Raw genomic sequence first — 22,727 nt, forward strand, 5'->3', positions numbered from 1 at the left:
TCCACCACTTTTTCACTTAACAAGGACAGTGACAATCATAAGAGTCCTCTATAAAGGCAAACCAGCCTCTGTTTGGGAGATCAGCCAAACTAGTGAGCGTCCTGATTGGGTAAAGGATGCTTTAGCCAAAAATCAAATCTACTGGCTAGACGACCGCGTTCGCATTCTAATGGCAGCACTGAGACCGCCAATTTCTGAAAAACCAAACATGGTTGCGGGTGACACTGATGCTGGATTTGGCGTCTACGCATATGGGTATGCAGGCGATTTTCTGGATGCCACTAATCAACGTGTGGTGTCGCGAAGAAGATTTTTGAAGGAATATGAAGTCCTGGAGTAGAAGAGAAAAGCTGAATAGTGACAGAAAGCCCCGGTCATGCGAGACTTTTTGCCACTGTTCAGCTTTTTGAAATTTATTCGATCATTTTAAACGAGCGATTCCGCCAGCAAACCGGCCATTGCCACAATTAATTCAGCAACTTCCCCTGCCCACCAAGATACTTGGTCGTCAAAGCGATAACCTGTTCAGCCGTTTGATCCACAAACTCTTGGCTAGTCTGCTGATTGCCTTGCACAATGTAGTACAGATGATTTGTTTCTGCCGTCACCTTTGTCTTTTCCACCTGGCGCGTCTCCAAGTGGCAGATGATTTCGTTGCTGTCATCAATGTAAGCATATTCGCCTGCTTTGACAGGCTCGGGTTGACCATTTGCACCGATGGGGATGAATTTCTCGGTGCCAGTCGTGAGTCGCAAATTGACATTGCCATCTATGCGGTCAACATCGTGGGCGCCAAGCGCTAAATGACTTTGAATCGAAATCAAATTATATAAGTCAACGACCGGATTAATCGGGGCCAACTCACCACGTTTCAGGATGAGCTTCAGCAACGTTGCCGGTGCCGGCGTGTTATTGCGTTTTGGCAAATGCACCGCGCGATGCAAATCCCAAAAGCCTTGAATGACCGGATCCGTTTTAATTTGGTCTCGATCCAACGTCGTCAGGACTTGTCTAATCTCGTTAGCAATCATTTCTTTTAGCGCCTGCGGATACGCGTGGTTATCCACGCCAGTTAATTCAGCGCCGCGGATTTTGACACCAAGTGCTAGTACTCTGGGGTCTACGATAAAGTTCATGTGAATGGCCTCTTTCTTTTTGCGTTGTGGGGATATTTGCGCAGATTGGGAGGACGGTTAAATGCTACTTTTGTGTTCTATAACGCGCTCCCCGGCGCAGAAGTCTGCGTGTAAGGACCTTGGTCGCAATGGCCTAAACCCGGGCCATCACGCCCAAGGCCACTTACACTCCGACTTCTAACCGCGCCGGCTCACGCTCACACCAAAAAAGCACCCATCCCCTATCATCAAAGGGACGAGTGCTGTCACGTGGTACCACCCAAATTTACATTACCTTCACAAGCAATGCCTCAACGACGCCGCAACAGCGTGCCGTTGCAGCGCCCATTGCGAGGTCCGGAAAGTTAACGGTTCCGACCGGCTAGCCTGCGTCAACAAACTAACAATATCGCAGGGCTCATCTTCACGGCTCGCTTGGTTATCCTTTCCCATCTTCCGGACTCGCTGCATACCTGCATCGCCGCTACTCTTCTCTGCATTTTTGAAGGATTAAATTGCTTTTATACTAGTGTCAAAGTTGCGGAAAGTCAATGACCCAAGTAGGAACTTTTTGAACGGCACCATTTTCCAATCAAGCACAAACTAACCTTTGATCATGTCTCATAGAAGGACTTTATTTGCTTGGAATCGTTGTAACGGCCTGGCGATTCTGGGAAAAGTTTTGAATGGAGACCGGCAATTGGCCGTTAAAGTACTGCTTGCCGATGCTGGCAGCTTGACTGAAGAAGTTCTTGACGTCCGACTGAAAAGCATTGGAATCATTTCCTTGCAGGCTCTTCAAGGCATCGGTGGCGGTTTGGCTGTATGTAATCAGCGCTTTGGTTAAGTCACCATTGGTATTTTTTGTGCCGATTCCGGATGCTGGCTGATTGTTCTGCAATTCCAAGGTAATTTTATCTAAATCGTCAACGCCTTTTTTAGCTGAAGCCATAATGTCTTTTTGGTCGTCTTTCACCGTGATCTTGGTTAAGGTTTGGATCACAGTATCCGAGATCTTGGTGTAGCGTTTCTGAAGCGCCTTTTGGTCAAACTTATTGGTCGTCACCATCGTCGAAGATTTTTTTGCCGACGAATCTGACGATTTTGACTGACAGCCAGCAATGCCGACAATCGTCACCATTAAGACCAATAAGCTCATTAATTTTCGCACGTTCCATTCCTCCAATGCGTTGTCATTCCTGTATGCCTGATAATTTCACCATGTCAATGGCTACAATACCATTTTCCATAGCTCCCAGCCAGTCAAGCCCTGCAATGGTTTGGCCGCTGCAAGCGCATGATCACTGACTTCCTGCCACCAAGTTTGATCCGTCAATAATTTCAATATATCAGTCGCCGCGTCAAGCACTTGCTCACTCGGCTTGACAATTCCCAGCTCGCCATTGGTTGCGCCATTCAGCATCTGATCGGCAATTTTTGCAAACGTGATGACCGGCGTGCCATAAGTGAGCGAGCTCAACAAATCAGCATCCCCCAAGTTGCCTAGATCTGCCACGATAAATGCCATTACCTGCCCCAAGTCGCCTGACTCCGCTAATGATTGGGTTTGAATATCCAAAAGTGAAGACAATCCGAGCGGCTCAATTCTTTTTAGCAATTGCTGAGCCAACGCTTGATCTTGATGCTTGACGAAAAGATCCAACTTCACTTGATTTTCTTTGACCTTAACCATTGCTAACGTGCTCAATAGCTGTTCAAAAATCGCCAAATTTTGATTGTCCAGCTCCATCGCCACTCGGCCTGGCAAGCGCTGTGCCCATGGCTTCACCCCAGGAACGGCGGACTGCTGGCTCACTGCTGCCGCAATGGGCACAACTTTTGCATATTGGGTTAAAGACGACGTAAAGGTCGCCTGAGGATCAGCAATTAATTGTCCAAAAGTAGCACGACCGCCGTTTGACTGCTCGGCTTGCTTGACGACGCTAACATCATCTTCGGTTCTGACAACTGGCACAGAATCAGTCATCATTTCTTGTCCCAACATGGGCAAAACGCGGCTTGGTTGATCCACCAATAGTTTACCCGGATGTTGCTTCATCACATGTGCTAAGCAGTATTTGGCAAACGACGTCCAATCCGTAAACTCAGCTGATTGTCCAGCCAAGTCCAACACGGTCAGATGTTGCAAAATGCCGTTACCATCATATTGACAAAACAAAAGTGGCATTCCATTCGCATAAAAATACACGGCTAGCCGCAATTGCCCATCCGCTTGAAAATACACGGTTTTCACCTTATTGCCTTGACGATCATAAACCTCGGCATAACTCTTACGGTTGTTATCGCCAAAGAACGTAATGGTATGTATCCGCTGTGCGGTCAACTCAGCTTCATCGTCAAAAGCTGTAACAGCATACATCAAATGGTCACCATTCAAAAATTGTAAATGGTGATCAACCGTCTTGGTTTGATAATCGTTCAGCTTCATAATGTCGCCAATCGTGTAAAGTGGTTTTCCCTCACTGGTGTCAGTGCCACGTAAAACATCGATAAGTGACATGACCTGATCCGACCGTAAATGAGCCTTTTGAACCTGCTCATCCAGATCTTCTTGCGCGCTCAAGACAATGATACTTGCCGGCACTTGGTGATCCGCAAATAATTGAAGTCGTTGTACCTGCTCTTTACCACTAGGTGTATCGCCTTCAAATCGATATGTTAAAAAATAAACCATGATTCTCCTCCGCATTCATTCTACCGATACCAACCCGCTCAATGAGGCATATATTCATGCCAACTCAAGATCGGCAACACCTCGCCTGCCAACCTCTTAACATCCGGTTGATTGACAAATTGCTGACTGATTAAATACGCCTGTGCCTTCACATTCGCCAGCAACGCAGTGTCAGGTTTGTCATAAACAATTGGCACCAAATGCGGATGCATGGCCGGCTCGTCAATAAGTTGCGCAAACAGGTCACTATCAGCATCGATATAAAGTTTGCGCTTAGTATGTTGAAAGTTTTGTAACAACCACCAAACCATTAGCTCATTTTCATCATCTAAGGCCTTAATCGGTTCCCCCCTCTCCGACTCTACCCAAAACTGATTAAAAGTCGGCAATGCCACAATGACTGGACGCCCGCTCATGTCAACCAGCATACGGTGCACCGAAGTCGTCACAAAAAACGGATCTGTTGCATTTTGCCGATGGATATTCGGCATTTCAGCGAAACGTTCAGTCATCATCAAGCGCCCTTGATGATCGTAACTATCCTCGCGACGCAACTTACCATCGCGAAAATAACTCACAACCTGCACCCGCTCCTGGTCATCACGTTCGACTTTAATCGCAGTTTGTCCATCTTGATCGACATAACGCGTCACGTGACTCCCCAAAGTTTGCTTAGGTGTCAGTTCCTTGGTGAACTCACTACCAAATGTGGCCGTTGCGCGACTAACACTGCCGCGTTGGTGTAAGGATGTATAAAAATTATGGTACGACGTTGGTGGTAAAAATAGCTTTTCTTTGTCACGATAACGCATGAACCGGGAAACTTTGCCAAAACCGAACCCGCCATCAATGATCGCTGGGGCCAACCCTTTATTTTTAAAATAATTCATCACCGTTGCAATCTTTGCCCACAGCTGCTGTGACATATCTTCTGGCAAAGTCTCTAAGTAAAAAAAGTCTTGCTTATCATCGCTTATTACGAAATCATTCGTTTTTTCAGTCGCATTCGTTGTTTCCTGTTTCTTTTTTGATCTATTCGACAACCAGCCCATGACTACACCCTACCTTCATTTAATGAGTGTTCTTTGGTGAAACAAACCAGACGCGCATGGCCAAAACAATGTCACTGTCACAAACAAAAACGCCAAAAGTCACTTATGTACTCATTATTTGGCAACCTTTTAATGCTTATGAACAAAGAAATATTTTGCATCTTCCATAGTAAATGACAAAAGTCAACGACACTAATAATTATAACATGGTCGTGATTCAGAACGCACTTCTACACCCACTTTTGGATTGGATATCTCTTGAAACGTCAGTCAAGATCAAAAAGTCGAAAAGAATTTTCAACTTTAGAGTAATTAATATTCAACAATAAAATTCTTTTTTAAATCGGCTCTTTGCTGTAAAATAGGCACATGGGATTTTGCCTGTTTCTCATTATTTAATTGTACTTAAATGAACGGTTTTATTTGGCTGATCGTCATCACGTCGGTTAGTCAGACAATGTTGTTGCTTGATGCTAATGTTTCGCCAGAACCTCTGGAGATTAAAGACAACAAGTTTAATAATACGTGCATCGGTCATGCGATTATGCCTTATAATACGATTGAGATTAGGTAATGTGTCAACTGGAATCAGCAATCTGGGCGAAAACGATGCCGGACTGGCACAAAGAACAAGACAATTAGCAGGTGAGAAATAATGCTTCAATTGTTTAGTAGAAATAGAAAACTTAATTTATGGGGTGGTTTAAAAATGAGTATCTTTGGGAAAAAAGGGCGGATCCAGTTTTTGCGCAATCAGCCAAACAAGCTCCAACAGGAAAGCGAACAAAACTTGAGCGCGGCGACAGGAGATAGCTATACTGGTCTGTTTTCGTCTGAATCATCTGTTAAGTCCAAACCAGAAGCTGCCTCCAAACCGCGTGTGCTTCCGGAAACCGGGACGAAAACCGCAGTGACAGATCGTCCGGTTGCCAATTTGCGTTCTGCGACTGCGTCTACCACAACGACGGCTACTGCCAAGTCGACATCTTCGTCACTAACGCAATCTGCCTCAACATCAACCTCTAACATGCACACAGGCTCGCAATCATCGTCAGCCGCTTCACGCACCAGTGTGGCAACTTCTGCAAAGTCAACGATGTCAGCTAAGTCACCAGAGGCTAGCAAACCGGCGATGGCAAAACCAACACAGAGCGAGCGCAAATCAGGAGAGGTACCAAGTTCGGCTCCAAAAACCGAAGCAACAAACATCACCGCCAGTTCGGCTAAAATTGACAATGCCAAGAACACCTTGAAACAAGCGATTTCTACATACAATGAGGCACGGCGAACGCTTCAAGCGAATATGTTTGCTAAACGTGCCGATTTGCAGGCAGCCCTAACCCAAAACAAGTTGACGTTGGCCCAAACACAACGCGACATCAAAGTCATGCAAAAACGCATGGCCCAAAATGATGGTAGTGAGTTAGTTCCTGCGCAAAATACAATTAGCGATTTGCAAAACCAAGCCAATAAAATTGCGAGCCAACTCAAGTCCAAGCAAGGCATCCTTGACGATCTCAACCGCCAACGCCGATCTCTAGAAAAGCAAGCGCAAATGACCCTTGAGCAGGGTAAGAAATTCAAGCAGGATGAAGAGGCAATCATGGCCGCTTTTTCCGGCATCAAAGATCCGGAAAAAGTTCTCGCCTTTGCCGATGCTCATCGTAAGCAAATCGATGACATTAAGGCCGGTGAAAAAAAAGCTAACCGCAACGCAGCTCAGCTTGAAGAAGCAGCTTGAAGATATTATCAATGAAATTAACCAAGCTAAAGATGAAATCACCAAAATCAATAGCGAACAAAATGCCAATGGCCAAGCCATCACCAATGCGCAACGCAAGCTTGATACATTAAAGGCTAAAGTGGCCAGTGATCAGGCTGACGACAAAGCCCAATTAGACAAGCTTCAGCATCAACAGGCCGATTTAACAGACGAGTCTAAACGTTTGCATGACCAGTTGCATACGCTCAGTGACGGCATCACCGCATGGCTGAACTTCTCGGAGCCGGTTCATGCTTTGGGTGAAGCTGATTATGCACCATTAATTCTGGATATTGATTCGTTCTCTGCACATGATTTTGAAGCGCTGGCCCCATTAAGTGACATGTTACAATCAATGCCAAAGAAACAGGTCGGTATTTTCACGACCTATTTCAACATCGATTTGGTTCCGACCATCGATGCCTGGTCAACGGCTAACAACTTCAATCCAGATGAAATCCAAATCATCAACTGCCTTTATCAATTGCAAAATGCTGGCGAGGGCGCCGAGAATGCCGCAACGTTACCTGCTAATATCAAAAATCGCCAATGGAATGAAAACCACACGGCCGAAACCATCACCATGCCGGATGGTCAAACCAACATGCTTGTCACCTATCAACTCGACGCCCAAAAGAAGCCGACCAAGCTCATTGCAAAGATTGCCTATCGCCAAGGTGACAAACTCACGAAAGAAAGTTTCTTCCGTAAGAATGGTGTGCTATCGGCCAACATATTCTATGACGTTGCCAACGGGATCACACGCAAAGAGTTCTACCGTCGTGACGGTTTGCTCGTCGTTTCAGCAACTTATGAAGGTCAGAAGTTAAGCGACATCAGCGTCTTCAACGAAGCCGGTCTGCAAATCAACTCTTTCGACTCCCTTACGGCTCTCAACGTTTGGTGGCTACAAAAGTCATTCCCACAGGAAGGCGCTATGATCGGCAACTTCAAGTCCAAAGCCTACCGTGATTTGACCGCCAAATCCGGCGTCAAGTTAGTGCCATTTGTCGATGAAGCCGTTGTCGACACAGACGACTTTACTCGCTGGATGGCCGATCACAAGCAACAGGCCTTTATCACCAACAACGTCACGACACAAAGCGCCTTAGCCAAAAAGGCCAAGCTGCCACTTTATGTTAATGTGCTCAATCAGGCACCATTACCGGTTCAACTTTCGATGCCCGCTGATTGATCATTAAACAAAATTTCCATAGAAAAAGGACTAGGCTGCAAGCCGGTCGTAATAAGAACCCAGCGCGGCGAGCTCATCCAAGTGAGCGCCAGCGCTGGGTTCTTATTGTTGTCTCTTCTGGTACTGACCGAAAAGATCGTTTATTCAGCTTGAATCATTTTACTGTCCTCAATCTGATGTTGTAACTGCAAATTTTCAAAACGCAGATTGTTGACCTTATCTTGCAGTGTCTTTGTTTGCTCTTGACTTTCTGCATACTTGTCGGTTAATCCCTTGATCGACTTTTGTGCCTCTTGGAGTTTGGCCTGCAATTCAGTCACAAACGCTTGTTGGCTTTCGCTTTGAACTTTTTGGCGATCAAGCACCTCTTCATGGGTTTGTCTGACCTGCTCGCGAATCTTGCCAAGCGCTTCATTCGTATCATTTAAATCCTTTTTGGTGTTTTCCAGCTCGTTCTTAGTCACAATCAGGTTGATTAAAATCTCACTGAGTTTATTGATCGTCTTGCTATGTGTGCGCTCGAATTCAGCGGAAGCATCCAAGTGTTGCGTAAGTTTTGTGGATAGAGCCGCCACTTGTTCTTGGTTCATTTGGCTTTGTTGCTGAAGTGCTTTGATGGCGACCATCACAGCGGTCTCTGTCTCTGAGCTGCGACCTGTAGCACTATGCACTTCAGTTGAGTCGGAAGTTTGGTCTGATACCTTTGGCTTTTCAGTAGTGACATGCTCAACACTCGATTGATTCTCCGAAACTTGTGTCATCTGTTGGTTAGGTACAGATGCGCCAGCGTCACCCTCAGTTGGAGCCTGTGAATGGGTTGAGTTTGCTGTAGAACTCAATTCTTCATTCTTTTCTGATGAGACTTCGATAACTTTTTCAACTGCGGCTTGTGAAGCTGACTTGGCTACATTCATTTCCGGCGTCGAGCCATTCTCCCCATCCTGAAGTTGTTGTGTTGTTTTTGCCGGATCCGATGAGGCGGTTGCAGCTATCTCGGTACGAGTATCACCTGCTGATGCAATGGCCGCAGCATCGGAAGCTTGCGCATCAGCTTCAGAGAGACTTTTATGATTGAAATGATCAATGTCAATCACATTGTCCGGTTTAAAGGCCATGCCTGCTGCCGGAGTTGACGCTTCGCCTTCTTTTTTCTCTTTTTCAGTAGCAGTTACTTTCAAATCCGCAGCATCATTAGCATCAGCCGCTGAAGCCGAAGATGCCGATTGACTGCTCGCAGATTGTTCAGAATCAACATAAAGTGTTAACTGATCGTTAGCAAAGCTCAGCTGCGCACCTTTGGAAATGCTCATTGTCCAGTTTTTGCTTTTCACTACTTCAGACTTTTCAGGAACGTCATCCGCCTGAGCTTGTTCCGCGTTACCGGATGGCTCTGATTCACTGGCTGTCGCTGTCCCTGCGATCCCTGTCTGTAAACCGTTGGCGTCCGTTCGGGGCAACAACTCCGCAAGGCCTGCGAGACCGTCATCCCCAGCCCTACGCAATTGCTTCTCCAACGCACCGAGAAGATCATCCTGATCTGACGTTTTTTTCTTAGCAAATAGGCCCATCTTCATCTTCCTTTCTAAAATCGGTTCACACGTTTCATTGTCAGTAATTTTTAAAGCAATGACGTGTGAGATTATCTCGCAACGTCAATTTTTTGCAGCAAATAGCCAAATTACGCGACCGCCACGGTTTTAATCGCAGGGTCAGCATTCGGCGTGGTCGCTTTTTGGTCAGCTTGCAACTGCTTCAATTGTGCTTGAAGGCTTGCAAATTTCGGCGAGTCAACATAAACAAAAGTTGTGTCTGGAAGCGGCACCGTCTGGGGATTAGTTTTCACATTGGCCATTGCCAAAGCTTTATCATACAGACTTTTATCACTGTAGGTTGGGGCTTCAAAAGCGTAATAATAGCTGTACTGATTTTTTTCGCTCGGCGATTGGGTAAATGCTAACCCCATCGTCGGACCGCCATACAGCAAATTTGCCCGATGTCCATAATGCCCATCGCCAATTGGCTCCGGATTATCCGATTCATCATATCAATCCATGACCAGATAATAGGCAATTTCCTGATTAAAGTGCATGCCCTCGATAATCCCCTTGCTGGCACCAATATCTTCAGTCGATCCGTGAGAACCATCGTGACTAAAGTTCGTCATAATCTCTTGAACCCGCTTAGTGGCAAAAGCCTCTTCACTGGCTGAATAACTCAGCGGTTTCTGGCCATTTGACGTGCGCAACTGATTCACATATTGTAGAAATTCACCAGCGATTTCTTTGGCGTCCGGCTTAAAGTCCGGATTAACGGCAAGATAAACTGCTTCTTTGCTCGGATAGTTAGTGGTGGAAGTGAATCTGGAGGCAGGGTTGCTGTCAGAGTGCGGTAAGGATTGGATAGCATTCTTTATACTAGCAAGTGTGGCACTGTCAGAAGGGATGGTGTACGATTCTTTACCTCCCACTCTTACTTTTCCCATTTTGGTAACGATAGTGCCGTTGGGATCGGTAAATTCGAAACGTTGAAAATAAATTCCTGGTAATGTTACCGGAACCGTACCATCAATTCTGATGTCTGACAAGCTAACCGCTTTCCCGGTGGAATTGACAGCAGATATTAACATTTTAGTTGGATTCCAACGCGTGCCCAAGGGAATGCTCATATCGAAAAGATTAATGTATGGTGTTAGCGTGGTGCTCTTCGATGTGTCTGTACTGTCACTATCGGTGGCGTCAGGGGTTTTAGGGGCAGGCGTCTTTGAGTCACCATTTTGATGGTCCTTGCCATTATTGTTATTTGTCGTTGCACCGGTACTGGATGAACCCGGAAACAATCCTTGGATCGTTGTTTTCACTTGGTTAATCACCCATTGAATCGGTGCCATGATGCCGCCAAGAACATCTTTAAACATCGTCATTGCCGATCCGGCAAACGAAGCAATCCCATTGACCACTGACACACTGATATTCAAAACGCCTTGCAGTGCGTTAATGATTGTTGGTGCAACTGTGGCCGTGATGTTTGAAACGCCGGTCAAAACACCTGAAAGTCCAACAACCCCCGCCACCGCCTTGACGATCGAAGCTGGTCCTAGATTCGTCGCAGTATCTAAAAGTGGGTTAATGGAGTTTGCCAGATTCTGACCAATAAATGGAATGGTTTTTAATACCGGTGAGATCACACCTTGAATCGCTTTACCAATCGTGTTAATGCCAAGGTTTAGCGCGCCGGAAACCAAACCGGTTGGGTCAATGCCAAGTGAATTAGCAACAGTAACTGCATCTTGAGCAGCTTTGATTGCACCACTGGCAAGTGGCAAAATCACATTAACAATTGGCAGCGATCCTGCTACGGACCGCAACCCGGAAACGATTGCGGAAAGCCCATCTAGAGCACCGTTAACGCCATTTTTGATGGCCCACTTAACCGCATCTCCAAGTGTCAAATTGTAGACGTCACTAATTTGCTTAACCAGTTGACTCAGGTCCGGAGCCGTAAGCCACGGTTGCGCCGCTGACGTACTCGTTGCGCCCAGTATGATTGCTGACGCGTGATCAGCTGCTGCTGCTGATGTGATTTCTTCCAGCTTTGCCTCATTTTGACTCTGTTTGACATTGGATACGTACTGATCAATGTGAAGACTGGCATTGATGGCTTGACGAACCCTAGCTTCTTGATTTTTTTCTACTTCATCGCTGGTTGCGTTAGAAGTGATTGATATAGGATCTTGGCTGCCACTAGAACTAGTCTTGATCTCACTTTCAGCGATACTTTGACGTTCAGGACTCATCGAAGGTCCCTCTTCACCATATTTATCGCTTTTGGTTAATCCAAGTGTGGTAGCAGGTTGCGAAACGTTTTGTGCGTTGCGACTTGGGCTGTTCTCGGAAGCTGTGGATGCCGAGTGTACAACCGGCTGTTCTGTCGTTGTTGCGGCCGTGTCATTTTTTTGGTGCGAGACAGCTTCATTTGCCAACGATTCCTCGTTGGCTGACGAGATTTTTTGCGCCTCCTGCTGCGGTGATATTGTTGGTTTTTCTTGAGCATCAACAGTTGCCCGATTATTTTGGTCCGGAGTCGCTTGCAAATCAGCCTTAATACCCTCTGGTGCTTCCGAATTCTGTGAATTAGCAGCTTGAGTTGTCTCCTTCTGAACCTGATCCGTCACTTTAATAGCAGTTTCTATATCCGATTGTGTATCTGCATTGACGTGATTTGTCATGACTGCATCCGCCAAAAACGCCGCGCTTGCAAAAGTTACAATCACACTTGAAGCATACAACCACTTTTTCCCAGATTTCCATCTTCTAAACCGGGTGATCTTAGTTTGTTGATTAAGCCACCTTTGCCCACTATGGTTCCCCATTATCTAATCTCCTTCTCCATAATTGCCAGCGTCAACGTTTAAGCAGTTCGCTCATAACCGCAAAAACAGTCTCCTTGTTCGTTTCATGATCTTTTGCACTGAAACTTAAAAAAGAAGTCAACCCAAAAGCTCGGATTAACTTCTTTCCCGCTTTCAGTGAACAAACGTGACTGTTCACATAAAAACTTTCTTACTCAACTTCGTGGACTGTGACAATTGTCTTTTCTTCAACTCTCTTACCAGATACCTCGTCATAAAATGCAACTTTAACAGGATAGAAACCTGGATTAGTAGGCCAAACTTGACCTTCGTATTCAAGCTTAGCTGATGGCACGTTAGCACCATCTGAATACGTAGCGTTTACAACGACATCGCTTGGATCAAAACGCAATCCAACTGGCAGCGAGATTGGTTTTAGTTTCAATTCTTCTTGCATAAATATCACCTAGGCGACCGTGACTGTCGCGTAACCGGTAACAACCTCGTTATCGTTCATTTCATTAACGAAGGAGTGCTTAACATAAAACTTACCTGGCAAATTAGTATAGATATTTCCTTCAACCTTGATGTTAGATTTTGAAATATCCTTACCATTACCATCCTGAGCGCTGACAATCGCATCAAAAGGATTAAAGCGTGCACCACGGAACAACTTAATGTCCTTCGTTTTCAACTTGCCAGCCTTAGAAGCAAGACTTTGGACCGTGTTGATCAAATCAGAGATTCCTGGCAATGAGCCGACATCTTTGATCAACAACTGAAGGTTTGGCAAATGAAGATTCAAACCAAGTAGGCTTGCGACCGCACCGATTCCACACCAATGGCACCGCCTATAACTGATCCGATTGGTGTCCCAACCAGCGTTGCAATCGTATCCGTCAAGGCAGTGATCCAACCAACTACAAATAACATGATTGGATCAACAATAATCCCAAGGCCGATAACACCGATAACACCACCGATGAAACCTGCAATCCCATCAACAAGCGTGCCAATAGGGAATGAGATAATCCAGTCGCCTAAAGTTTCACCGACAAGTGCACCGATGGCAGATCCTAAGGCTGTCCCGCTGACAATAGTATCAAGATTGCCATCTTTATCAGCTAATCCTGGCCCTGAGGTGGCCCCATAATAAGCACCAAGTGGAGCACCAATCAACCCGGTTAGCCAGCCCGTGATGCCAGGAGCCCAACCAAGGTCACCGGCCGTACTTGGATTGGCAACCATCCCAACGATCGGAATTAATCCAAGGATTGAGTTCAGAATGGTTCGGGGAATCCCCGCAACCAGATAAGCACCAAAGCCCCCTACAGCCGTTGCGATTGTGCCATAGAACGTACTACCAATGGCACCGCCAACCAACGATTCAACAAACTTACCGATTTCACCAAGTCCCGTCAGATCCGGAACAAGTCGCACTGGGTTGATATTCGTCGCCAGCCATGAAACGACATTCCAGATCGTTCCGGTAATGCCACTCACAATCCCGCCCAAGTCAAACCCAGCGAGTGAAGTTGACATGCTTGCCTTCGAGATGGACGACTTCAGCTCATTGGCAACGGCATCCTGTGCATCATTAATTTGCTTGGTCATCGCCTTATAAGAATCCTTGGCTTCGTATTTCTGCAAATCATCGGCAAAAGCCTTACCGATATCTGTTGCAAAGAACGATGCAGCTAAGGATTGAATGGCTGTCGCATCGGAAGCCTTTTCTGCTGCCGTCATGGCTTTGCTGAACGCGGCAAACTCAGGAATATCTGCATACGACTTCAAGGTTTCCAATAATGCCTTACCATCAGCAGTCTGCAGATATGCCGTCACAGCCGCAGAACTCTGAGCAGCACCCGAATCGGCTGCCAGCTTAGCTTCATCAAGAAGTTTCTTGCCGGCATCGGTTTTCATGAACTCAGCGACAGCAGCAGAATTAGCGGCTGCTTTTTTAGTAGCGTTAGCTGATGCCGCTGAAATACTCGATGACAGCGAGTTCAGCATTGCTTTTGCTTCGGGCTTACTTGCCAATGATTCTAACGATGCTTTGACGGCTGCTAACGAATTTAACGCCTTGCCTTGTGACGTTGTGTTAAATTCCGCAATCAATGCCCGTTGCTTGGCAGGATCAGCAGCTGCATCTGATAGCTGTTTCTTAAAAGCCAAAACAGCAGGATCATTCGCCAACGAGCCAGCTTCACTCAAAAGACTTGCTGCACTCTGGAGCTTATCGCCAAGCTGGGCAAAAGCAGCACTGCCAGCCGGCGTTTTCGCGTAAGATGCCGCGGATGATAAGAGATCAGCAAATTGTTGCGATGTTGGTGCACTGGAACTTGCTGTTGTGGCATCAATTGATGCTGCAAAGTCCATTCCTGCCTTTGTAGCGGCAACCGCAGCAGCGGAGGATGCCGCATTGGTCGTAGTTGCTGCGCCACTGTTTGCAGGTGCAGGTGTTGCAGCCGTTGCAACAGTAGCTTGTGAAGCTGCTGCACTCGGCGCCTGTGTCGAAGTTGCGACTGGCGCTGCTGCAGAACTTTCCACTGCTTTGACTGTCTCTGTTGCCACTGATGGCGCAGAAGGCTGCTCAACGTTTTTAGTTGTCTCCGCTGAAGCCTCACTTTGGACAGCCGCCGATGAAGCAGCTTTAGCACTTGCTGCAGCCTGGTCAACTTGCTGTGCCACTTGAATCGTGTCGGTTGTGACGTCGGCCTTAACTGTTTTCCCTGATTCTAAGGCACCCGCACCGATAATTGAAACCACCAGCGAAGAAGCGAATAACCACTTCTTGCCTTTCTTCCAAGAACGAAAATGCGTATTTTTAATCTGCGCTTTTTCGTTCCCCCTTTGTCTTTGTAAATTTTTCTTCATATGATTCGGCCCCACTTTTTCATTGTTTGCCCTTAGTTCATTCAAGCAAATTCAGACCACATTACGCTTCATGACGACGGTGACGTGTTGCACCGTAAAGAGATAATGCAGCCATCAAGCTAACGCCGGCTAACGCAATAGCGCCTGTAGCTTCGTCTTCGCCTGTTTGTGGTAGTGAATGGTCGCCACTAGTAGAACCATTGCCAAACTGATTTCCATTGTTTGCGGTTGATCCATTCGTAACACCGGTTGCTGACAATTTACCCACACTGTTGGCACCGGTTGTTGAACCACTACCATTCGTGCCATTGCCATTCAGACCAGTTCCAGTACCATTGGTTCCACTACCACCATTGTTGGTCGTATTAGCACCCGTACCATTAGTACCGGTTCCTTGACCGTTGCTACCATTACTGTTCGAACCGTTGCCACTATTGGTACCATTGTGATTAGCATCAGCGCCAGTACCCGTACCATTAGCGCCGGTTCCTTGGCCGTTGTTCCCATTACCGTTCGAACCATTTTCGTTATTAGTGCCATTGCTACCATTGTGATTAGCATCAGTGCCAGTACCCGTACCGTTATTACCGGTTCCTTGTCCGTTGTCACTACTACCGTTCGAACCGTTGCCATTATTAGCAGCATTGCTATTAGTACCGGAACCATTTGTACCATTCCCGTTACCACTGGCATTGTTACCGCTATTGGTACCATTACCATTGCCATTAGTATCAGGAAGTGCGCCATTGTTAGCTTGAGTAGCAAGATCCTTAGCAAGATCGCGATCAGCTTCAGCACGACTTGCCGCATTTGCAGCATTGTTAGCATCAGCAATCGCAGCATCGGCGTATCGCTTAGCAGCTGCTGTGTACTTAGCAGCTTCATCAGCTTTGCCAGCTTCTTTAAAGACGCCAGCTAAGGACTGAGCAATTTTGGCTGAATTTGCATTGGTCGCGGCATCTGTTGCATAAGATGCAGCATTTGAACTAGCCGTCGATGCATCAGTATTCAAGTATGCGATTTGCTTATTATTCGGATCATTCTTTGCAATAGCGGCAGTGGATGCTGCTGCATCAGAGGCCAAGGCCGCGGACTGTTTAGCAGTTTCTGCAGCCTTGGCTGCTGCGCCAGCATAATCTTGCGCCGCAGCAGCATTGCTAGCAGCTTTAGAGGCGGCGTCATTCGCCGCGTCGGTTGCTGTACTTGTTGCCTGAGCTGCGTCACTTGCTGCTTGAGAGGCTGCAGATGCGTCACCCTTAGATGCTGCATCACTCGCTTTAGCGGCGTCACTATTGATGGCCGCATCAGAAGGGTTGTTCTTCGCATCATTTGCAGCATTCTTCGCGGCATCGCTTGCTTTCGCGGCATCGTTGGCGGCAGCTTTGGCAGCATTGTTAGCTGCCTCCTGAGCAGCTGTCCGTGCCGCATCACTTGCCGTCTTGGCATCACTAGCTGCTACATTCGCTGCATCACTAGCCTTGCTTGCATCGCCTGCTTTAGCTGCTTGTTCAGCAGTTTTGGCAGCATCAGCCGCATGACTGGCAGCATCGGAAGCAGTCTTGTTTGCGTCCGCAATCGTCTTGTCATTTGGATATTCATTTGCATATGAACCAGTTTGCTTAGCAGAATCAGCTGCATCTTTAGCAGACTTATTTGCAGCATCGGCATAACCATTTGCGGCTGTGCTTGTGCCAGTATCGCCGGCTGACGAAGCGGCCTTCGCGGCATCCTTTGCCGCATTGGCCGCTTTCACAGCATCGGCTTCAGCACGACTTGCTGCGTTTGAGGCAGCTGATACATCGCCAGTCTTGGCAGCTGTATCAGCATCTTGTGCCGCTTTGGCAGCATCAGCGGCGGCAGCGGACGCCTGCTTGAGCGCATCAGCAATAACTGCATTATCACGGTACTTATTAGCGTAATCACTTGTCTGATTTGCTGAATCAGATGCCTGATTTGCAAAACTGTGGGCGTTAGCTGCGTAATCCTTAGCCGCGTTCAATGCAGCTTGAGAGGCCTTGGCTGCTGCCTTGGCCGCATCATTTGCTGCATTAGAAGCCCTTACAGCATCATCTGCTGCACGACTTGCCGCGTTCGACGCATCAGCAACGTTGCCACTCTTAGCAGCCACGTCAGCATCTTGAGCAGCTTTGGCGGCTGCCTTGGCTGCATCATTTGCCGCATTAGAAGCCTTCAAAGCATCATCCGCGGCACGACTTGCTGCATCGGATGCTTCCGCCACATTGCCACTCTTGGCAGCTGTGTCAGCGGCTTGAGCAGCCTTGGCCGCATCAGCTGCAGCGTCAGATGCTTTCTTGGCAGCATTTGAAACAGCAGAATCGTCAGGATACTTGCTTGCATAATCATTAGCCTGAGTTGCTGAGTCGGAAGCATCATTCGCTGAACTGTGTGCATTATCTGCGTAACCTTTTGCAGCATTCAATGCTGCTTCAGAGGCTTTTGCGCCAGCCTTGGCCGCGTCGTTTGCGGCATTGGATGCTTTCAACGCATCGTCCGCTGCACGACTTGCTGCATCAGATGCGTCTGAAACATTACCACTCTTAGCTGCCTTGTCAGCTGCTTGAGCAGCTTTGGCGGCATCGGTCGCAGCATCAGAAGCTTTCTTGTAAGCAGTTGAAACAGCCGCATCATCAGGATACTTGTTGGCGTAATCGCTTGCCTGGCTTGCAGCGGCTGCGGCATCGTTTGCTGAACTATGCGCATCATCAGCATATTCTGTAGCTGCCTGAGAAGCTGCTTCAGAAGCTCGTTGTGCTGCTTTTGCTGCGTCGTTTGCAGCATTTGCTGCTTTCGCGGCAGCATTTGCTGCGCGTTTGGCCGCTTCAGAAGCACTAGCTGCATCATGGTTCTTGGCAGCACTGTCAGCATCTTTGGCTGCTTTTGCAGCATCGGCTGCGGCATCAGCCGCTTTCTTGGCAGCATTTGAAACAGCAGCATTGTCAGGATAATTATTTGCAAAGTCGCTTGCCTGACTCGCTGAATCAGAGGCTGCGTCAGCCGATTTGTGAGCATCGGATGCGGCATTGTTTGCCGCACGCGATGCAGCGTCACTCGCAGCCTTCACTGAGCATTAGCTGCGTTTGAAGCGTCCGTGGCCGCTTTAGCAGCTGTCGAACTATCGCCATTACGAGCGGCATCACTCGCTTTGGCAGCAGCTGAACTTGCTGTGCTTGCTGCAGCGCTTGCGTTATTTGCATCGTTTTGGATATTGGCATCTGACGGATTATCAAAAGCATTTGAAGCGGCACTGGCAGCAGCATCACTCGCTTTGGCTGCGTCATCGGCTGCAGCTTTAGCGGCATTGCTTGCTGCACGTGATGCAGCATCACTAGCCGCGTCAGTCGCTGCCTTGGCAGCATTCGAAGCATCCGTGGCCGCTTTTGAAGCCGTAGAACTATCGCCTTTGCTTGCAGCGTCACTCGCCTTGGCAGCTGCTGTACTTGCCTGGCTTGCCGCGGCATTTGCCTTGTCCGCGTCACTTTGGATATTGGCATCAGACGGGTTGTTCGCAGCGTCACTCGCAGCCTTCTTGGCCGCATCGCTAGCTTTGGCTGCATCATCTGCCGCTGCTTTTGCTGCATTGTTCGCTGCGCGTGATGCAGCATCACTTGCGGCTTCATTCGCTGTCTTTGCAGCGTTTAAAGCGTCATTGGCTGCTTTGCCAGCCGTGGAACTGTCACCTTTGCTTGCAGCGTCACTTGCCTTGGCTGCTGCTGTACTTGCCTGGCTTGCTGCTGCATTTGCTTTGTCCGCGTCACTTTGGATATTGGCATCAGACGGGTTGTTCGCAGCGTCACTCGCAGCTTTCTTAGCTGCATCGCTAGCTTTGGCTGCATCATCTGCCGCTGCTTTTGCTGCATTGTTTGCCGCGCGTGATGCAGCATCGCTAGCTGCGTCGTTTGCTGTCTTGGCAGCGTTCGAAGCGTCCGTAGCCGCTTTTGAAGCCGTAGAACTATCGCCCTTGCTTTGTCTGCATCACTTTGGATATTGGCATCAGACTTGTTGCCTGCAGCGTCACTCGCAGCCTTCTTAGCCGCGTCGCTAGCTTTGGCAGCATCATCTGCCGCTGCTTTCGCCGCATTGGCTGCTGCGCGTGATGCAGCGTCACTGGCTGCGTCACGTGCCGTCTTGGCGGCGTTTGAAGCATCCGCGGCCGCTTTTGAGGCAGTTGCACTGTCACCCTTGCTTGCGGCATCACTTGCCTTTGCAGCTGCTGAATTTGCGGCACTAGCTGCTGTGCTTGCCGTATCCGCATCACTTTGGATATTGGCATCAGACTTATTGTTGGCAGCATCACTGGCTGCGTCGTTTGCTGTCTTGGCAGCGTTCGAAGCGTCCGCAGCCGCTTTTGAAGCCGTAGAACTATCGCCTTTGCTTGCGGCATCACTTGCTTTGGCTGCTGCAGTGCTTGCTTGGCTTGCTGCCGCGCTTGCTTTGTCTGCATCACTTTGGATACTGGCATCAGACTTGTTGTTAGCGGCATCGTTTGCAGCATTCTTGGCTGCGTCACTGGCCTTGGCAGCATCATTTGCCGCTGCTTTGGCAGCATCACTGGCAGCCTTAGAAGCAGCCTGACTTGCAGCTTCTGCAGCTTTAGCCGCTGTGTTAGCAGCATCGGAAGCAATGCGCGCATCACTTTCTGCTGTACTTGCGGCATTACTTGCTTTTGCAACATCCCCCGTTTTGGCAGCATCACTTGCAGCATCAGCTGCTTTTGCAGCGTCGGCAGCCGCTGAACTTGCTGTGCTTGCTGCAGTAGAGACAGCGCTATCAGAAGGGTACTTGTTGTGATTTGCTTCCGCCTGTTTTGCAGAATCAGATGCGGCATTGGCAGCTTTTCGAGCAGCATCGGCATAGATACCTGCCTGCGAATTAGAAGTGCTGCCGCCATTATCATTGCCACCGTCACCGTATGCAGCAGCTGCCTTCGCAGCGTCACTGGCAGCTGCACTAGCTACCTGAGCAGCGTTGGCAGCCTCATAAGCCTTCTCAAGTGCGGTTGGCACATCACCACTCTTTGCGGCGGTTGCTGCATCACTTGCTGCAGTGGATGCAACAGCGGCGGCAGAGGTCGCAGTACTTGTGGCTTTAGAAATTGCAGCATCGGAAGGATATTGTTTTGCATAACCTTCTGCTTTAGTCGCAGAGGCCGCGGCTTGGTCAGCAGAATTCTTTGCCTGACCAGCCAGTTCTTTTGCTCGCACCACATTAGCTTCACTTGTAGCCAAGCTTGCAGCATCGGAAGCATCCTTTGCAAATCCAGCAGCCTGATTAGCCGCGTCAGATGCTCCAGAAACGTTGCCGTTCTTGGCGGCGGTTGCGGCCGCTGTAGCAGCATCGGAAGCTTTAGCTGCAGCACTGCTTGCGGTATCCGCAGCATGAACAATCAGTGGATCGCTTGGATACTTATCTTTCGTTGATCCTGCCTGCTTAGCGGAGGTAGCAGCATCATCTGCAGACTTCTTAGCTGCATCTGCAAATTTTCCGGCATCGCTAACGGCAGCACTGCTGTTCGCATCTGATGCTGCAGACGCTGCTTTTGCCGCTTCAGCCGCTGCATCAGATGCAGTTGCGGCCGCTTGGAAAGCAATAGCAGCCTGACTGAATGCAGTATGCCGATCGGTCTTTGAAGCGGCTTCATCAGCAGCCTTAGCTGCATCAGAAGCTACCTTGGCAGCGGTGTCTGCTTTGGCAGCAGCCGCGGAAACCTTCGCATCAGAAGGATACTTTTTGGCAAAATCATCTGCCTGACTTGCAGATGTCGAGGCTTGATTTGCAGAAGCTTTAGCATTGTCAGCATAGCCTCGCGCCTCATTGGCATTTGCCTGGCTATGAGCCGTGGCAGCTGCATCAGAAGCAATTTTTGCGTCGCTCGCCGCGTCACTCGCTGCATTGGAAGCAGCAGATTCATTGCCATTCTTTGCAGCATCAGACGCTTGAGTTGCAGCATCAGACGCTTTAGCCGTCGCAGAAGAGGCGGTACTTGCAGCATTAGAAATCAAAGTGTCAGAAGGATACTTCTTAGCGTCAGTGCTTGCTTGGCTTGCTGAATCAGAGGCCGCATCTGCGGATTTCTTAGCATCACTCGCAAAGTCTTTTGCATCCGCTGCTGCGCCAATTGTCTTAGCTTTGTTCATGGCATCGGTCGCAACCTTGGCGGCGTCAGCTGCATCATTGGCTTCCTGCAAGGCTTTCGCAGCTTGTTCATTTGCTTTGGCAGCAAGTGACGAGGCGTTACTTGCTGCTTTTGCTGCTTCGTTAGCATACGAACCAGCAGCATCATAGTCGCCGGCTTTATTGGCCGCGTCTACTTGAGCAACTGCACTCTCAACCGCCTTATTTGCATCCGCAACCGAAGTAGCCAGTCCCTTAGCGCCTGCAGCGTCACTAGCTGCTGCTGACGCAAGTCCTGCTGTCTTAGTGTTAGCAGCAGACGCAACACTATTGAGATCTGCTAGGTCCTTGTTATCTGGATGTCTTGATGTAGCGCCAGAGGTATAGACGTACGCAGAACTGGCAGCTGTACTTGCCGTGTTTGCAATATCAGCGGCCGAATTTGCCGTCACCGTTGCTTGGCTTGCTGAAGTGCTTGCTGTAGAAGCATCAGAAGTTGGTTTCGTTGTATCTGTAGCTGGGATAACCCGAATAAAGAAATACCCTGTAAAGGCTCCGACAAATTCTGTTGCACCGGTTGCTTGTGCAGCTTGAACGGTATAAACAACTGCATACGTCCCCGGCTTGTTATAGTCTTCAACACTGTTCCATACGGGAATATTGGCATCCGTCTCCGGACGGCCAACTTGCTTGGCAAGCTCTGTGCTGATCTTAGGTAAAGGCGTGATTGCCGCAAATGGCCCATGAAACTGGCCATCCCCGACATCGGTTGTCTGTGAATAGTCAATGACACCTTCCGCTAAGCTTGCACTGAGCGTCACCCCATTACCTAAGTCAAAGGTTACAAGTTGTTCGCCTTGTGTTGCAGCACTCGCGACCGCATTGTCAGGAAAGGCGCTCTTGAAAGCTGCGTCCCCCGCATGAATCGTCAAGTTGTTGGCAGTCATCAAAACAGACTTATCGCCATTTTGATCCATGGTCAGCGATTTGGGAAAATCACCGCTATCACTCGCGACAGACCCCGAAGCCAGCGTAACCGAGCTTGCGGCTACTGGGTTTGCAGTTGCTGAACTTGCAGCTGCTGATGAAGCCGACGCAGATGCCGGAGTCGTTGCTGTTTGCACCTGTGACGCCGTACTTTGTGTCTGCACATTGGTAGCAGCTGCTGAACTTGGTGCAGCAGCTTGTGCCTGGGAAGCTACCTGAACGCTTGCCTGAATTGCAGCATCATTAGCCTGACTCTGTTGGGCAACCGCACTTTGCGGCGCACGACTCTGCGCGCTGGAAGCTGCTGATTGTTGTGCAACAGATGATGTTGGCGTCGAAGTATTGCTGAGTGCCGCCGCTGCCGCAATGGACTGCTCAACATTCGAGTCCGCATGAACCGGCGCCGATTCAGAAATAGCGACGCCAGCACCGCCGGCTAAGAACGCAAGGATACTATAAGCAAATACCCAACGCTTCCCCGCCTTATACATTTTGAAGTTCGTATTTTTCTTTACGAGCTTCTGCTTTTTATTGAACTTTTCCATTTGCTCGCCCCACTTAATT

16 protein-coding genes and 1 pseudogene are annotated in these 22,727 nt (G+C 48.5%); 3 read left to right on the forward strand and 14 right to left on the reverse strand.

The annotated features are described in order from the left end of the window. The first annotated feature begins 37 nt into the window (after positions 1–37). Entirely contained in the window at positions 38–340 is a 303-nt protein-coding gene (locus LBCZ_RS11285; protein ID WP_025012842.1) for a hypothetical protein, read from the forward strand. A gap of 127 nt (positions 341–467) precedes the next feature. Here LBCZ_RS11285 and LBCZ_RS11290 read toward each other — a convergent pair whose 3' ends face one another. The 4 genes from LBCZ_RS11290 to LBCZ_RS11305 all read right to left on the reverse strand — a co-directional run bounded on the left by LBCZ_RS11290 (position 468) and on the right by LBCZ_RS11305 (position 4,862). Further along, positions 468–1,136, reverse strand: coding sequence for a B3/B4 domain-containing protein (locus LBCZ_RS11290; RefSeq protein WP_025012841.1), 669 nt, complete (start codon positions 1,134–1,136; stop codon positions 468–470). 613 nt (positions 1,137–1,749) lie between these two features. Beyond that, positions 1,750–2,286 (reverse strand): hypothetical protein, encoded by a 537-nt coding sequence (locus LBCZ_RS11295; protein WP_025012840.1) that lies wholly within the window; start codon positions 2,284–2,286, stop codon positions 1,750–1,752. Positions 2,287–2,346: 60 nt separating this feature from the next. Continuing rightward, a complete protein-coding gene (locus tag LBCZ_RS11300; protein WP_025012839.1) occupies positions 2,347–3,810 on the reverse strand; it encodes a hypothetical protein in 1,464 nt (487 codons plus the stop codon). A 38-nt stretch (positions 3,811–3,848) separates the two neighbouring features. Then, positions 3,849–4,862 carry a hypothetical protein gene (locus LBCZ_RS11305; protein WP_025012838.1) on the reverse strand — a complete coding sequence of 338 codons (1,014 nt, stop codon included), beginning with the start codon at positions 4,860–4,862 and terminating at the stop codon, positions 3,849–3,851. 709 nt (positions 4,863–5,571) lie between these two features. Between LBCZ_RS11305 and LBCZ_RS11310 the strand changes: the two genes are divergently transcribed. Both LBCZ_RS11310 and LBCZ_RS11315 read left to right on the forward strand, forming a co-directional pair. Beyond that, complete coding sequence (locus tag LBCZ_RS11310; protein ID WP_025012837.1) at positions 5,572–6,603, forward strand: coiled-coil domain-containing protein; 1,032 nt, start codon at positions 5,572–5,574, stop codon at positions 6,601–6,603. Next, positions 6,539–7,819 carry a hypothetical protein gene (locus tag LBCZ_RS11315; protein ID WP_144340547.1) on the forward strand — a complete coding sequence of 427 codons (1,281 nt, stop codon included), beginning with the start codon at positions 6,539–6,541 and terminating at the stop codon, positions 7,817–7,819. The genes LBCZ_RS11310 and LBCZ_RS11315 overlap by 65 nt, the downstream gene beginning before the upstream one ends. Positions 7,820–7,959: 140 nt before the next feature. Here LBCZ_RS11315 and LBCZ_RS11320 read toward each other — a convergent pair whose 3' ends face one another. The 10 genes and pseudogenes from LBCZ_RS11320 to LBCZ_RS11350 all read right to left on the reverse strand — a co-directional run bounded on the left by LBCZ_RS11320 (position 7,960) and on the right by LBCZ_RS11350 (position 22,708). Beyond that, positions 7,960–9,387 carry a hypothetical protein gene (locus LBCZ_RS11320; RefSeq protein ID WP_025012835.1) on the reverse strand — a complete coding sequence of 476 codons (1,428 nt, stop codon included), beginning with the start codon at positions 9,385–9,387 and terminating at the stop codon, positions 7,960–7,962. A gap of 110 nt (positions 9,388–9,497) precedes the next feature. Continuing rightward, positions 9,498–9,782, reverse strand: a complete 285-nt coding sequence (locus LBCZ_RS14360; protein WP_025012834.1) for a hypothetical protein — start codon at positions 9,780–9,782, stop codon at positions 9,498–9,500. Positions 9,783–9,863: 81 nt separating this feature from the next. After that, on the reverse strand, positions 9,864–12,044 hold the full coding sequence (locus LBCZ_RS14365) for a hypothetical protein (protein ID WP_225421681.1): 2,181 nt from the start codon (positions 12,042–12,044) through the stop codon (positions 9,864–9,866). 36 nt (positions 12,045–12,080) lie between these two features. Beyond that, positions 12,081–12,188: pseudogene (locus LBCZ_RS16750) on the reverse strand (KxYKxGKxW signal peptide domain-containing protein); the annotation flags it as partial. A gap of 190 nt (positions 12,189–12,378) precedes the next feature. Further along, positions 12,379–12,624, reverse strand: a complete 246-nt coding sequence (locus LBCZ_RS11330) for a bacterial Ig-like domain-containing protein (RefSeq protein ID WP_025012831.1) — start codon at positions 12,622–12,624, stop codon at positions 12,379–12,381. Between the two features lie 9 nt (positions 12,625–12,633). Beyond that, entirely contained in the window at positions 12,634–12,903 is a 270-nt protein-coding gene (locus tag LBCZ_RS16405) for a hypothetical protein (protein WP_225421678.1), read from the reverse strand. A 65-nt stretch (positions 12,904–12,968) separates the two neighbouring features. Beyond that, positions 12,969–15,044, reverse strand: coding sequence for a KxYKxGKxW signal peptide domain-containing protein (locus LBCZ_RS11335; protein ID WP_052253391.1), 2,076 nt, complete (start codon positions 15,042–15,044; stop codon positions 12,969–12,971). A gap of 61 nt (positions 15,045–15,105) precedes the next feature. Further along, positions 15,106–18,126: an LPXTG cell wall anchor domain-containing protein gene (locus LBCZ_RS11340; protein ID WP_025012830.1), complete on the reverse strand. Its 3,021-nt coding sequence runs from the start codon at positions 18,124–18,126 to the stop codon at positions 15,106–15,108. Beyond that, complete coding sequence (locus LBCZ_RS11345; RefSeq protein ID WP_144340548.1) at positions 18,110–18,580, reverse strand: hypothetical protein; 471 nt, start codon at positions 18,578–18,580, stop codon at positions 18,110–18,112. The genes LBCZ_RS11340 and LBCZ_RS11345 overlap by 17 nt, the downstream gene beginning before the upstream one ends. Before the next feature lie 120 nt (positions 18,581–18,700). Beyond that, positions 18,701–22,708, reverse strand: coding sequence for a Ser-Ala-175 repeat protein (locus tag LBCZ_RS11350; protein WP_025012828.1), 4,008 nt, complete (start codon positions 22,706–22,708; stop codon positions 18,701–18,703). Positions 22,709–22,727 lie beyond the last annotated feature (19 nt).

The sequence above is a fragment of the Lacticaseibacillus casei DSM 20011 = JCM 1134 = ATCC 393 genome (genome assembly GCF_000829055.1).
Lineage (GTDB): Bacteria > Bacillota > Bacilli > Lactobacillales > Lactobacillaceae > Lacticaseibacillus > Lacticaseibacillus casei.